The sequence below is a fragment of the Arthrobacter sp. TJ-263 genome (assembly GCF_058269155.1).
Genome location: NZ_JBZCNE010000002.1, coordinates 768,240 through 781,835, shown reverse-complemented (window position 1 = coordinate 781,835; position 13,596 = coordinate 768,240). Strand labels below are relative to the sequence as shown.

Here is a 13,596-nt window from a genome sequence, read left to right as displayed (position 1 = left end):
CGGACAACCACTCACGAGCAAAGACCCCACCACGGTGGGGTCTTTCCTCGTTAACCACCCACCCACCACGCGGGCCGGTGCTCGAAGGATCAGGACGCCGCGATCGGTATGGTGCGTGCTCCGAGCGCGTTCCCGATGATCCAGTCCTCCCACTCGACCCGGAGATAGTACAGCCTGGAAACCGGCGGGCGGGGGAACACGTCGAACCGCACCACGGCCCAGCCCACCGCGGCCGGAGGAGGACAGACCTCCCGGGCATGGGTTTGCAGGGCCCGCCTTCGACGTCGGCTCACAGGCTCGGTGAACTCCCTACGCGTTCCTCGTCCTTCGGATACCACGCCGTCCTCCTGCCCGGCCGTGCTCCCGGGTGCACCGTGTAGTCCGGGTGCACCACCGGGTCGATCAAGAGCGGACCTCTCATGCCCGTCGGGGCATACACCGGCGAGTCGACGTGCCAGTGGTAGAGGTACGGTCCGGCCGTCCCGTCGTTCGGGTCCCCGGGAGGTATCGGGTCGGCCGCGTCCGGTCCGGGTCGCGCAATTCCGCCAAGCGCCCTCGCTCGACTCAGCGTCGTAGATCAATGCTGCCGAGTCCGGTTCTTCAAAGCCGACCGCGGGAGGATGCTGTGTCGGAACGACTGCCGCCGGCGCCCTCGACCGCGTTGGGCGCGTCCGACTCCTGGGCGGACGCAGAGCGACGGGGCCCATCCCCACAGAACGGTAGGGTCGAGACATGAGTGGTATCTTCTCGCATCCGACCGGCGCAGCCGACGTCCCGGCAGCGCGTCCCGAGCTTCGTGCGTCAGTGACGGTGCCCGCTTCCGTGGACCATGCGTGGGCAGGGCTGACGCAGCACCTCCACCTATGGTGGCCGGCCGATGAGTTGAGCCGCTGGGGTGGGGACAGCTTCTTCGACCTCGAGGACAACGCACTCGTCGAGACGTCGGCTCGCGATGACGAGAACGTCTGGGGCGAAATGACCGACAGCAGCCCTGGGGACTGGCTCCAGCTGTCGTGGCGGCATGCAGGTTCCGCTTCCACGACGGTGGTGCGTATCGAGATGGCTCCAGGCGAAGGAGCAAGAGGAGGTGGTGAGCCCGCTATCACGCTCACGCTCACTCACGGGGGGTGGACGGAGGGTGATCCGAAGGACATCTACGATTTTTATCGCGGGTTCTGGCCCGATGCGCTGTCGCGTTACCGACGCTTCATGGGCGGCTCCTGATGTTTCACGAAGGGCTCGATGAACTCGCGAAGACGCTTCCGGGCCGGGTGTCCACGGACCCGGAGGACCTGGTCCGATACTCCAGAGATAAAGGCCCTGTCCTTGAACCTGCCCTCCCCGTCGGGGTGATCCGTGCCCGCACCGTGGAGGACGTGCAGGCGGTGCTGCGGTGGGCGACTCGGCATGGTGTGCCTGTGGTGAGCCGGGGCGCAGGGTCCGGGGTCTCCGGCGGCGCACATGCGACGGAGGGCTGTGTCGTCCTGTCGCTCGAGCTCATGGACAGGATTCTCAAGGTCGATGCGGACGACGAGACCGCCGTCGTCGAACCAGGTGTGATCAACGCCGACCTCAACACCGCTGTTGCGCAGTACGGGCTCATGTACGCGCCGGATCCCGCCAGCTACCGGTGGTCCACCATCGGGGGGAACGTCGCCACCAACGCGGGTGGTCTCCGCTGCGCGAAGTACGGCGTGACGCGCGACTCCGTCCTCGCGCTGAAAGTCGTCCTGGCGGACGGCACCCTCATCTCCACGGGGCACCGGACGTTCAAAGGAGTCGCCGGGTACGACCTGACCGCGTTGATGACCGGCTCGGAGGGCACACTGGGGGTGGTCGTGGAGATCACCGTCCGCCTCCGCTACCTGCCGCAGGAAGTCCATACCCTGGCCGCCTTCTTCGACGACTTCCCTCAAGCGGCCGCGGGCGTCCTCGCCATCGGTCGTGCCAGGGTGCAACCTTCGATCCTGGAACTCCTCGACGGGAGGACCCTCGAGGCCCTGGATCATGTGCACGGTTCGGATCTCCGCCGACGAGGCGGTTCCCTCCTGCTGGTCAGGACGGACGGTTATGGTGCTGCGGCCGAGGCCGAAGCCATCCGGAGGGTCCTGGTCGGCCTGGGCGCCGACGTCGGCGAGGAGGGATCGGAGGAAGCCGAGCGGCTCGTCGAGTTGCGGCGACACAGCCGGGGAGATGACGTGGATGACCTGTTCCGCGTGGGCGAGGACGTCGCGGTACCGAAATCCCGACTCGTCGACTACGTCCAAGCGCTCGAAGCGATGGCGGAACAGTATGCGGTTCAGCTGAAGGTCGTGGCCCACGCCGGTGACGGCAATCTTCATCCCACCTTCTGGGTGGCGCGCAGCGAAGGCCCGCAGGCCCAGGCGCGACTGGACGAGGCGCTCGACGAGTCGGTGCGCCTGGCACTGGAGTTCGGTGGCACGATCACGGGCGAGCACGGCGTGGGACAGTACAAGCGGAGATGGCTCGCCTGGGAGCAGCAGCCGGCGGTCCTCGACCTGCAGGCCCGCATCAAGGATGTCTTCGACCCCCTGGGCATCCTGAACCCGGGCAAGGCCATCGTCGCCTGATTGTTGCCGTCCTTGACGGATGAGCGCTGACGCCCGGTGATACTGTTCAGGAAACTGTCGGAGATCTCCGTCATCCTTACATCACTTCTCTTCGGGGGCAGCATGTCTGACAACAATCCGGGATCGCAGGGCGGACCGCCCTACGGTGAGCAGGGCAAACCTCGGTACGGGGAGAACGAGCCGACGTACGGCGAGGGCCAGCCCCAGTACGGGCAGCAGGACCAGCCGAAGTACGGCGAGAGCCAGCCCCAGTACGGGCAGGCCCCGTCCGCCTATGGTGAGCAGGGTTCGTCTCCCTACGGCCAGCAGAACGCGTCTCCGTACGGCCAGCAGAGCCCGTACGGCCCGGGTGCCGGCAACTACCCGGGACAGCAGGGCTACCAGGCCCAGACGGCAGAGAACCCCGGCAGGACGCTCGGCATCGTGGGCTTCATCCTTGCCATCCTGATCGCTCCGGTGGGCCTGGTCATCAGCATCATCGCCTTCGTGAAATCACGGAAGGCGAAGATGGGCAATGGGTTCGCCCTTGCCGGAATCATCATCGGCGCCGTATTCACGATCCTGGGGGCAATAGCTCTCATCGGTCTCATCGCGTTGATCCCGACCTTCACCGAGTTCGCCGAGTTGTGCCAGGGAGTGCCCAGCGGCACCGAGGTCGAGTTCCAGGGCACAACGACGACCTGCCCCTGACCGCACCCTCGACAAGGACCGGCAGCCGATGGTTGCCGGTCCTTCCGCGTTCAGCGCCTAATCGTCGCTGTGCTCGGCGTCCTCATCGATGCCGATGGTCTTCGCATCCGCTGTCAGCATGATCGCCGCCTCGTCACGGCGGTGGCGGAGTTCGTCGTCGAGGTAGGACTGCACGGCTTCGGCCATCGGCACATTCCTGTCCTCCCGCTCGGACATGTACCACCGGTGCTCCAGCACTTCGTGGACCACTTCGGCGGGCTCGAGCTTTCCACCCAGTTCACGGGGGACGGCGCGGACGATGGGCTCGAAGACCTCGTTCACCCAGAGGTGTGCGCTGAACTCCTCGTCGAGCGTGGGATTGTTGTCCGCCCGGTACGCGTCCATGTCGTTGAGCAGACGCCGGGCCTGGTTCTCCTGTGCATCGAGACCCGTCAGACGGAGCAGGCGGCGGCTGTGGTGCCCCGCGTCGACCACCTTGGGCTGCAGCTGGATCTGCGTACCGTTGGCGGCTGTCTTGATCGCGTATTCCTCCACGTCGAAGCCGAGCTCGTTGAGGCGGCGGATGCGGGCCCCCACACGCCAGCGATCCCCGAGTTCGAAGGATTCCTGCTCCGTCAGCTCACTCCACAGGCGACGGTAGCTGTCCATGATGAGTTCACTGGTGGCGAGCGGATCCACCTTCTCCTCGATGAGACCGCCCTCGGCGAGGTCCATCAGCTCGCCGGCGATGTTCACGCGGGCAATCTCGAGGTCGTACTCGCGCTGGCCGGTGGACAGCTCGGGATAGAGCTCGCCCGTCTCGGCGTCGACGAGGTACGCGGCGAAGGACCCGGCATCGCGTCGGAACAGGGTGTTGGAGAGGGAGACGTCTCCCCAGTAGAAGCCGATGAGATGCAGGCGGACGAGGAGCAGCGCCTGTGCGTCGATGAGGCGGGTCAGCGTGTCGCGGCGGAGGGTCTGGGAGAACAGCGCCCGGTACGGGAGTGAGAACTTGAGGTGGCGCGTGACGAGGACGGGATCGAGTTCCTCGCCCTCCGGCGTGGCGCGCCCGGAGATGACGGCGACGGGCTCGACGCAGGGGACGTCGAGCCGCTGGAGCTTTCGGAGCATGTGGTACTCGTGGCGCGCGATGTGCTCCCCGGTCTCCTTGACGGCGATCACGGACCCACCGAGGTGCGCGAACCGCACGATGTGCCGCGAGATGCCGCGGGGGAGGGCGGCGAGGGCACTGGCCGGCCACTCCTCGAGGGCGATGTGCCAGGGCAAGTCGAGAAGCTCGGGATCGGTGGCCGCCGCCGTGATGTTGAGGGAGCCCAGATTGGGGACCTCGGAGGATGCCGGACGCACCCGCGGGAGCTTCCCGGTCTGGTGGTAATCCGTCGGCTCGTCATGCCATTGGGCGTTCGAGGTCTCCGTCATGGGTGCTGCCTTCGTGTCTGGGCGGGAAGTGGGCCTGCATCAAGCGTAGTGGCCGTTAAACGACGGCGGTGGTTTCCCCGGGGCCTCCAGAGGATGCCCGGCGAAACCACCGCCGTCGTCGTGCGTGATCCGCGAGAACCTAGACCGTCTCGGCCAGGCGGAGTCCGTTCGTCGTGTCGAACAGGTGCACGTGGCCCTGCTCGGGGCGTACGTAGACGCTGTCGCCCTTCATCGGTGGGCGACGGCCGTCGACACGGACCACCATGTCGTGGTCCTTGCCGTCCAGTGTGGTGTGGCCGTAGATGTAGGCGTCGGCGCCGAGCTCCTCGACGACGTCGACCTCGACCTGCAGTCCCTCACCCGGGGCCGCGAGGACGAGGTCCTCGGGACGGACACCCAGCGTGACGGTGTTGCCGGCCGCGGCCTCGAGGACATTGCCCGGAACGGGGTAGACGATGCCGCCGAAGAGGACACCGCCGTCGGCGACGGGCAGTTCCAGGAGGTTCATGGCCGGCGAGCCGATGAAGCCGGCGACGAAGACGTTCTTCGGCCGCTCGTACAGGTTGCGCGGGGTGTCGACCTGCTGGAGGATGCCGTCCTTGAGCACGGCGACGCGGTCACCCATGGTCATGGCCTCGACCTGGTCGTGGGTGACGTACACGGTGGTGACGCCGAGACGGCGGGTCAGCGAGGCGATCTGCGTACGCGTCTGCACACGCAGCTTCGCATCCAGGTTGGACAGGGGCTCGTCCATGAGGAAGACCTGCGGGTTACGCACGATCGCGCGACCCATGGCGACACGCTGGCGCTGGCCGCCCGAGAGGGCCTTCGGCTTGCGGTCGAGGTAGTCCTCGAGGTCCAGGAGCTTCGCCGCTTCGCGGACGCGCTCGGCACGCTCTTCCTTCGAGACGCCGGCGATCTTGAGCGCGAAGCCCATGTTGTCGGCCACCGACATATGCGGGTAGAGGGCGTAGTTCTGGAAGACCATCGCGATATCGCGATCCTTCGGCGGGACGTCCGTGACGTCGCGGTCACCGATGAGGATGCGTCCGGAGTTGACGTCCTCCAGGCCCGCGAGCATGCGCAGTGAGGTGGACTTTCCGCAACCGGAGGGTCCGACGAGGACGAGGAATTCGCCGTCGGCGATGTCGATGTTGAGCTTGTCGACGGCGGGCTTCTCGGTGCCCGGGTACAGGCGCGTGGCCTGGTCAAACGTTACCGTTGCCATGGAGTTGATTCCTTTTCACGGGCAGGTACGTGCCCGACGATCCGTAGTGAATGGAAAGATATTCAATTGTTGCGCGTGGTCCGCCAGCAGTACCGGTGACGTTGGTCACGCCTCCTGAGTATGACACGTTCCCTACGCGCGTGCACCTGCTGCACGCAGCGCCGCGAGTTCCTCGAGCACCTCGGTGAAGGCCTCGGGACTGGCGACGGAGAAGGGGGCCGCGGTCTCCCCGGGGCCGATCCTGACACCGATGTCGCCCGCGCCGAGGGTCTTCTGCGCATGCTCGTCCGTGACGTCGTCGCCCGCGAAGAAGACCGCGGTTGCGCCCGCCGCCTGCCGCAGCAGGGCCAGTCCCTGGCCCTTGTCGGCCTCGACCACCGAGATCTCGAGGACGCGCTTGCCGTCCGTGATACTCACGCCGTCCAGCGGGACGAGCCCTGCCCGGGCTGCTGCCACGGCGGCACCGGCGATGTCGTCCGCCGCCGTCCGGGTATGGAGCACGACGCCGGCGGGCTTGAACTCGATGCGCGTCCCGGCGTGGTCGGCGACGACCTGTTCGACGACGGCGACGGCGCGCGCCAGGAGGTCGGCCTGCTCCGGGGTCAGTGCCAGGGGTGCGCGGTCCGGCCCGGTCCACGTCTCGGCGCCATGACTGCCGATCAGCATCGTGTCCGCCGGCGGATCAGCGACGGCCCGCAGGCTGTCGAGGGCCCGGCCGGAGATGAGTGCCGTCGTCGTATGGGGAAGGGCAGCCAGCGCCCGGACGGCCTCGGCCGATGCCGGGAGGGCTCGGGCGTCCTCCGCCCGTTCCACGAGCGGGGCGAGCGTGCCGTCGAAGTCGAGGGCCACGAGCAGGCGCGGTGTGGCGGCCAGGCGGCGGAGGGCGGCGTGGAGCTCCGCCTCAATCGCCACTGCCGGGGCCTTCCGCCTGGAGGGCGCTGAGGAAGGCCTGCGACCAGCGCTCGACGTCGTTGTGGATCACCTGGCGCCGCATGAGCCGCATGCGCCGCATGGCCTCCGTCTTCGGCATCGAGATCGCCGTGACGATGGCACTCTTCAGCCCGTCGATGTCGTGCGGGTTGACGAGGATCGCCTGACGGAGGGTGTCCGCCGCGCCGGCGAACTCACTGAGCACGAGCATGCCCGTGTTCCCGGTGCGGGCGGCGACGTACTCCTTGGCCACGAGGTTCATGCCGTCCCGCAGGGCCGTGACGAGCATGACGTCGGCAGCCAGGTACAGCGCCACCATCTCCTCGACCGGGTAACTGTGGTGCAGGTAGCGGATCGCCGTGTTCTTCATGGTGTCGTGCGTCCCGTTGATGCGGCCCACCGCACCCTCGATGTCCTCACGCAGGAGGCGGTACTGTTCCACGCGCTCGCGGCTGGGGCTGGCGACCTGGATGAGGGCGGCACCCTCCACCGTGATGGCGCCGTCCTCCAGCAACTCCCCGTAGGCCTTGAGGCGGTGGCCGATGCCCTTGGTGTAGTCGAGCCGGTCGACGCCGAGCAGGACGTGCTCCGGGTCGCCGAGCTCGCGTCGGATCTCCTTCGAGCGTTCGATGACGTCCGGCCGCTGCGCCAGTTCCGTGATCGACGCGGTGTCGATGGAGATGGGGAACGCCTCGGCCCGCGACACGTAGCCCGGTGTGCCGTCGGCGCCTGCCGGGACCTGCACCTGCTGTGCCTTGATGGTGTAGCCCTTGAAGCGGCGCACACACCGCAGGAAGTTGCTGGCGTCGCTCGGCCGCTGGAAGCCGATGAGATCCGCGCCGAGCAGTCCTTCGATGACCTGACGGCGCCACGGCAGCTGCGCATAGATCTCCAGCGGCGGGAACGGGATGTGGTTGAAGAAGCCGATCTTCAGGTCCGGGCGGGCCTCGCGCAGCATCTTGGGGACCAGCTGCAGCTGGTAGTCCTGCACCCACACGGTCGCCCCCTCCGCCGCGACGGACGCCGCCGCCTGCGCGAAGCGCTCGTTGACCCGCCGGTAGGAGTCCCACCAGGTGCGGTGGAACTCGGGGGAGGCGATGACGTCGTGGTAGAGCGGCCAGAGGGTGGCGTTCGAGAAGCCCTCGTAGTACAGCTCCACCTCCTCGGCGCTGAGCGGCACGGGCACGAGGCGCATGTTCGACTCGTCGAAGGGCTCGAGCGTCTCATCGGGGGCTCCGTGCCAGCCCACCCAGGCGCCGTCGGCCTTCGCCATCACCGGCGCCAGTGCGGTCACGAGCCCGCCCGGGGAACGACGCCAGGAACTGTCGCCGTTCTCGTCGACGATGCGGTCCACCGCCAGCCGGTTGGAGACGACGATGAAGTCGAAATCACCGTGCTGGCCGTCCGCCGAGAACGACGCCTGGACGCCGGGTGTGGTCGAGGGTTGTGCAGCGCTCAAAACGGGCTCCATAAGGTAGTTGGTCTCGCAACTGACTCTATCCGGTCACGCGCAGCCGGAGGCGTGGCTGATTTCACGCGGTGCCGGCGCTGGGCTACCCTTATTGAGCGCTCGGCGTCGTGCTGTCCCGTGGATCCCAGGTCAGGGACGACGACGGCGGCGCCGCGCTGGCACGATCAGTACGCCTCCTTAGCTCAGTTGGCCAGAGCACCGCTCTTGTAAAGCGGGGGTCGTCGGTTCGAATCCGACAGGGGGCTCCACCACTCCCGCCCCGCACTACTGCCGCATGACGGCGTGCAGCGCGAGGACGGCCCCTCACCCCTCCCGGAAGCGGTTCCGGTAGTCCTTCGCCAGGACGGCGTCCCGGACAGTCCGACGGAACGCCTTCCCCTGACGCCGCTGCTCCGCGACGTTCTGCCGACGGTGGAGGCTCGCGAGCTCGCGGTCCATCTTCCGGTAGCTCAGCCAGCGGCGTTCCTCGAGGTCCCCGGACGCGATGGCTGCCTGCACGGCGCACCCGGGTTCGCTCTCGTGGGCGCAATCGTGGAACCTGCACCCGGCGAACAGCTCCTCGACGTCGCCGAACACCTGGGACAGCCCGTCCTCCGCGTCCCAGAGTGCGAAGCCGCGCAACCCCGGTGTGTCCATCAGGACGGCACCGTCCCCGAGCGGGACCAGCTCCCGCGCCGTCGTCGTGTGCCGCCCGCGTCCGTCGGTGGCACGGACCTCGCCGGTGTCCTGTGCGGCGTTACCGATGAGGGCGTTGATCAGGCTCGACTTGCCGGCCCCCGAGGGTCCCACCAGTGCCAGGGTCTGTCCGGCACCGATGCGTCCGCGCAGGTGCTCGAGGCCGTCACCGGCCTCCGCCGACGTCGTCAGTACCTCGACCCCCCGGGCACGTTCGACCGTCTCGGCGACCACGCTGTCGAAGCGAGAGCTGAGATCGGCCTTGGTCAGGATGACGAGGGGCACGGCCCCGGAATCCCAGGCGGCGACGAGGGTGCGCTCGAGCCTGTTGGTCGAGAGCGGCCGGTCCAGAGGTACCACGACGCCCAGGAGATCGATGTTCGCGGCCAGGATCTGCGGCTCGGACAGCGGATCGTGCGCCCGCTTGCGCTGGAGCAGGGACCAGCGGGGCAGGTGCCCGGTGATGACGCGGACGTCGCCGTCGCCCTCCAGCCCCACCCAGTCCCCGGTGACGAAGGAGTCCGGGCTGTCGACGTGCAGGGTGCCGTGCCGTGTGCCGACGAGGACCCGCGCACGGTCCGCTCGGATGACCCTGGCCGGATGGACGCCGGACGGATAGTGGAAGGAGAAGAGAGCGTTGATGCGGTCGGTGAAGCCGTACTGCAGGAGAGTGTTCACGGTGGTTCCTCCGAAGGAGGCCTCCCGCGGGGCGCGACTACGGCGCGGATGCCCGGGAGGCGGGGTTCATGGGGTTGTTGTCTGCGCACGGCGCAACGACAAGGACCTTCTTCATGACTCCACCTCCTCGTACTCCCTGGCGGCTCCACGAGCCTTCGGGCCTACAGCCTAGCGGGGCCCGCCGGGGAAGGGAACAGGCACCTCGGGCCTAGTGCGACCGCCGCACGACGAGTGGTCCCACGACCTTCACGAGCCCCACGAGGCAGCCCATGATGATGACCGAGAGCACCGCGAGGAAGGGCATGTTCGGCTGCCTCCGCGCGTCCGTCCGATCGAGCGCCACGGCCTCGTCGGCGCTCGCCGAGGTGGAGGGAGCGGGCGTGGAGGTGGGTGCGGACGGGGTAGGGGACGGTGTGGCCGGGCTCCTGGACGGCTTGGGCGTCGGCGTCTCCTCTGCCGGCACCTCCTCGACGATCGCAGGCTCCGGCAGGACCTGGGGCGCCGGCGGCAAGGGGACGACGGGCACCACCGGTTGCAGCGGCTGTACAGGCTGCGGGGCAGGGGCAGGGGCAGGTGCGGGGGCAGGTGCGGGGGCTGGCACGGTCGGCGATGGTGACGGCGTGGGCTCGGGCGTCACGGTCGGTGGCGACGTCGTCGGCTCTGCGGACTCGGTTGGAGGAGTTGTCGGATCCGCGGGCGGCGGGTTCGTGACCACGGACGGCGCTGGCGGTTGCATCGTCGCCGGTGTGGCAGGGGGTGTGGCAGGGGGTGTTGCGGGCGTCGTCGCCGGTGGAGGGGGCGTCGTCTCCCTGCGGGTGACGGGGGTGGGGTCCGTCCGCTCCGGCTCGGGTGCCGGACCGGTCCGCACGGTGGCGGGCGTGACCGTGCTCGGGCTGCCGGGGACCTGCGTCTGCGGGGCCTCGCAGCCTGGGGCGCCGATGGTGGGGCATACCTCGGCGGCCGCTGCGGGCAGCGCCCCGAGGGTGAGGCCGCACAGCAGAGCCGCGCCGACGGACGCGAGCGGGTACAGGTGCTTGCTCAAGGGGCTCCCAGAATATCGACAGGCTGCTTACTTCTGCAGGTCACCCTACCAATCCGGCGCTCCCAGGGTGGTCGATGGCACCAGTCGGGGCCCTCCACGGACTGCCGGGTGATCGAACGGCTCCCGGATCGCGCCCGGATCAGCGCGGCGGCAGGCTGCGCAGGTCGACATCCAGGTGGCCCGCATCGATGGTCGCGGTCATGAAGGTGCAGTGCGGCTGGCGGCGGCGGTCCGTGGGGGAGCCGGGGTTGAGCAGGCGCAGGCCGGTGGCGGCGTGCGTGTCCCACGGGATATGGCTGTGCCCGAACACCAGGACGTGGATGTCGGGGTAGAGCGCGGCCATGCGGGCCTCCCGTCCCTGCTTCTGGCCCGTCTCGTGCACGACGGCGAGGCGGACGCCGTCGAGCTCGGCACGGGCGACCAGCGGAAGGCGCGCCCGGAGGTCCGCGCCGTCGTTGTTCCCGTAGCAGGCAATGAGGCGGCGGGCCCGGGCCTGGAGCTCGTCCAGGAGCGGCGCCTCGGTCCAGTCCCCGGCGTGGACGACGACGTCGGACGCCTCGATCGCGTCCCACACCTCGCCGGGCAGCTGTCGGGCACGCTTCGGCAGGTGGGTGTCGGCGAGGATCGTCAGGTGGAGGGGCATCCAGCCATTCTGCGGTGTGTTCCGGGGCTCGTGACAAGTGGGAGGCGTTGTGCCATGATCCCCTAAGCACGCTTACTAATCGGTGTCCGACCCATCAGGAGGCAGCAATGAAGATCGACAAGGCGCAGATCATCGATCTGTTGAAGAGCCAGGGCAAGAACGACGACGCCGAGCAGGCACAGTCCCAGCTCCCCGACCAGGTGGATCCGGAGCAGCATTCCGACCTCCTGGCGAAGTTCGGCATCAACCCGAAGGACCTGCTGGGCAAGATTCCCGGACTGGGCGGCTTCGGAGGTTAGGAACGCCCGGCGGGCCATCAACGATCGAAGGAGTGAGCAGTGGATACGAGTCAAGTGGTGTGGATCGTCGTCGGGATCATCGTCGTCCTGGCCGTCGTCGCCCTCGTGGCGATCCTCGCCCGCAAGCGCGGAGCAGCCCGACGCCAGCACCAGGAGGAACAGGATCGGCACCGCGCCGCCGAGATGCGCGAGGAGGCGAAGGCCACCGAGCTCGAAGCCCGCGAGCGCGAAGCGAAGGCCTCGATGGCCGAGGCCGAAGCCCAGCGGGCCGAGGTCGAGGCCGAGAGGCTCCGCCAGCAGGCCCAGGAGCGCCAGACCGACGCGCAGGGCCTGCGTGAGAAAGTGACGCATCACCATCAGGAAGCCGACACCATCGACCCCGACCTCCCGCAGGACGGGGATCCGCGCACAGGGCGCTGACCGGCAACGCCCACCAGGAAGGGAGTCCGCCATCGGACGGGCTCCCTTCCTGTGTCTGCTGCTTCTCGGTAGCGGCACAGGAAGTGCGTGACAAGACTGTCGCTGCCCCGAAGACTCGGAGGAGGCGCCGCGCCGATGTGCGGGGCGGACGAGCGGGAGGCACAGGATGAGGAAAGCGGTGACCGTGGTGATCACGGGGGCTTCGAGCGGTATCGGCCGGGCGACGGCGTGCCTGTTCGCGGAGGACGGCGCCCAGCTGGTCCTCGCCGGGCGGGACGGCGACACCCTGGAGGCCGTCGCCCGGGAGTGCCGGGACAGGGGAGCGGCCGCCTTCGCCGTACCCACCGATGTCTCCTCGGAGGTCGATGTCCAGCGGCTCGCGGAGGCTGCCGTCGACCGCTTCGGAGGCATCGACGTATGGGTTGGCAATGCCTCGCTGTACAGCTTCGGCACGTTCGAGCAGACACCCTCCGAGGTGTTCGACCGGATCATCGACGTCAACCTGCTGGGCCAGGTATACGGCGCGCGGGCGGCACTGGGCGTGTTCCGCCGCCAGGGCCGAGGCGTCCTGGTGTCCGTCGCGTCGGTCTACTCCCGGGTCACCTCACCGCTCGTCGGCCCGTACGTCACCAGCAAGTTCGGGCTTCTCGGCTTCCTCGAGGTGCTCCGGATGGAACTGCGGCGGGAGCCGGGCATCCACGTCTGCGCCGTCCTGCCGGCGACCATCGACACCCCGATCCACCAGCACGCGGCGAACTACACCGGACGGCCCGTCCGCCCGCTGCCGCCGGTCACCGACCCGGTGCGCGTCGCGCGCGCGATCGTCCGGGTCTCGCGGAAGCCCCGACGGCTGACGCAGGTGGGACGCGTGCAGTCGACGGCGGTCCTGGCGCGGGTTCTGGCGCCCGCCGCCTACGAAGCACTGATGGCGGCCGCCTACCCCGCGATGGCGCTGAAGAAGGGATCCATCCCCTCCTCGGCGGGCAATCTCTTCGAGGCGGACCGGGTCACGACGGGAGTCACGGGCGGCTGGCGGATCATGCCCTGGCTCCGCCGCACGCCCCGGCGCTGAGCCTGCTCCGTGATGGGGACCATAGACCATGGACCACGGGCCCGCCAGTGTGAGGAACACGATAGCGGCCGCTGGCGCCACTCCCCGCCCACCACCCCATAGTGGAGCTATGGATCAATGGCAGGGCCTCCTCATGCAGTGTGCCCGGAGTATGGGTTTCGATCGTGGGCACCGGCGTGCGGCCTACGCGCTCGCCGGCGTGGGCGTCTTCTGGGCCGTCGGGCTGTTCGGCGGTCTGCGGATCCTGCACAGCGCGTCGTCGCCGATGACCACCCTCGTGCTGCTGTACGTGATGCTGGCCGTTGTGGCACTCTCGCTCGTCATCGCCGCGGCCGCTGTCGCGGAGCTCGGTCACCAGGCGGCGCAGCGGCGCCGACGCTGAGCAATCGACCCGGGAGGCTGTGCCTCTTCGATCTCCGGGAGCGCGTCGGCCGACCG

The 13,596-nt window shown here is 68.7% G+C and carries 14 protein-coding genes and 1 tRNA gene; 8 read left to right on the top strand and 7 right to left on the bottom strand.

Annotation, left to right across the window (positions count from 1 at the left end):
• Positions 1-732: 732 nt before the first annotated feature.
• The 3 genes from AC4D2F_RS14165 (at position 733) to AC4D2F_RS14155 (ending at position 3,281) form a co-directional block, all read left to right on the top strand.
• A complete protein-coding gene (locus AC4D2F_RS14165) occupies positions 733-1,224 on the top strand; it encodes an SRPBCC family protein (protein WP_490911086.1) in 492 nt (163 codons plus the stop codon).
• Complete coding sequence (locus AC4D2F_RS14160) at positions 1,224-2,591, top strand: FAD-binding oxidoreductase (RefSeq protein WP_490911085.1); 1,368 nt, start codon at positions 1,224-1,226, stop codon at positions 2,589-2,591. The genes AC4D2F_RS14165 and AC4D2F_RS14160 overlap by 1 nt, the downstream gene beginning before the upstream one ends.
• A 102-nt stretch (positions 2,592-2,693) precedes the next feature.
• Entirely contained in the window at positions 2,694-3,281 is a 588-nt protein-coding gene (locus AC4D2F_RS14155) for a DUF4190 domain-containing protein (protein WP_490911084.1), read from the top strand.
• A gap of 57 nt (positions 3,282-3,338) precedes the next feature.
• Here AC4D2F_RS14155 and AC4D2F_RS14150 read toward each other — a convergent pair whose 3' ends face one another.
• From AC4D2F_RS14150 to AC4D2F_RS14135, 4 genes are all read right to left on the bottom strand, one after another.
• Entirely contained in the window at positions 3,339-4,700 is a 1,362-nt protein-coding gene (locus tag AC4D2F_RS14150) for a DUF4032 domain-containing protein (RefSeq protein ID WP_104168776.1), read from the bottom strand.
• Between the two features lie 139 nt (positions 4,701-4,839).
• Entirely contained in the window at positions 4,840-5,928 is a 1,089-nt protein-coding gene (locus AC4D2F_RS14145) for an ABC transporter ATP-binding protein (protein ID WP_104168775.1), read from the bottom strand.
• Between the two features lie 132 nt (positions 5,929-6,060).
• Positions 6,061-6,840, bottom strand: coding sequence for a trehalose-phosphatase (gene otsB / locus AC4D2F_RS14140; protein ID WP_490911083.1), 780 nt, complete (start codon positions 6,838-6,840; stop codon positions 6,061-6,063).
• Positions 6,830-8,329 carry an alpha,alpha-trehalose-phosphate synthase (UDP-forming) gene (locus AC4D2F_RS14135; RefSeq protein ID WP_490911082.1) on the bottom strand — a complete coding sequence of 500 codons (1,500 nt, stop codon included), beginning with the start codon at positions 8,327-8,329 and terminating at the stop codon, positions 6,830-6,832. The genes otsB and AC4D2F_RS14135 overlap by 11 nt, the downstream gene beginning before the upstream one ends.
• A gap of 171 nt (positions 8,330-8,500) precedes the next feature.
• On the opposite strand from AC4D2F_RS14135, the gene AC4D2F_RS14130 reads away from it, so the two are divergent.
• Positions 8,501-8,577: transfer RNA gene (locus AC4D2F_RS14130), tRNA-Thr, on the top strand.
• 55 nt (positions 8,578-8,632) lie between these two features.
• Here the strand turns inward: AC4D2F_RS14130 and rsgA are convergent.
• From rsgA to AC4D2F_RS14115, 3 genes are all read right to left on the bottom strand, one after another.
• Positions 8,633-9,682, bottom strand: a complete 1,050-nt coding sequence (gene rsgA / locus AC4D2F_RS14125) for a ribosome small subunit-dependent GTPase A (RefSeq protein ID WP_490911081.1) — start codon at positions 9,680-9,682, stop codon at positions 8,633-8,635.
• A 208-nt stretch (positions 9,683-9,890) separates the two neighbouring features.
• Positions 9,891-10,724 (bottom strand): hypothetical protein, encoded by an 834-nt coding sequence (locus tag AC4D2F_RS14120; RefSeq protein ID WP_490911080.1) that lies wholly within the window; start codon positions 10,722-10,724, stop codon positions 9,891-9,893.
• 139 nt (positions 10,725-10,863) lie between these two features.
• Positions 10,864-11,367: a metallophosphoesterase family protein gene (locus tag AC4D2F_RS14115; protein WP_490911079.1), complete on the bottom strand. Its 504-nt coding sequence runs from the start codon at positions 11,365-11,367 to the stop codon at positions 10,864-10,866.
• 107 nt (positions 11,368-11,474) lie between these two features.
• Between AC4D2F_RS14115 and AC4D2F_RS14110 the strand changes: the two genes are divergently transcribed.
• The 4 genes from AC4D2F_RS14110 (at position 11,475) to AC4D2F_RS14095 (ending at position 13,540) form a co-directional block, all read left to right on the top strand.
• Positions 11,475-11,666, top strand: a complete 192-nt coding sequence (locus tag AC4D2F_RS14110) for a hypothetical protein (protein ID WP_490911078.1) — start codon at positions 11,475-11,477, stop codon at positions 11,664-11,666.
• A 39-nt stretch (positions 11,667-11,705) separates the two neighbouring features.
• Positions 11,706-12,086, top strand: coding sequence for a hypothetical protein (locus AC4D2F_RS14105; RefSeq protein WP_490911077.1), 381 nt, complete (start codon positions 11,706-11,708; stop codon positions 12,084-12,086).
• A gap of 166 nt (positions 12,087-12,252) precedes the next feature.
• Positions 12,253-13,158, top strand: coding sequence for an SDR family NAD(P)-dependent oxidoreductase (locus tag AC4D2F_RS14100; RefSeq protein WP_490911076.1), 906 nt, complete (start codon positions 12,253-12,255; stop codon positions 13,156-13,158).
• 109 nt (positions 13,159-13,267) lie between these two features.
• A complete protein-coding gene (locus tag AC4D2F_RS14095) occupies positions 13,268-13,540 on the top strand; it encodes a hypothetical protein (protein WP_146067490.1) in 273 nt (90 codons plus the stop codon).
• The last annotated feature ends 56 nt before the right edge of the window (positions 13,541-13,596 follow it).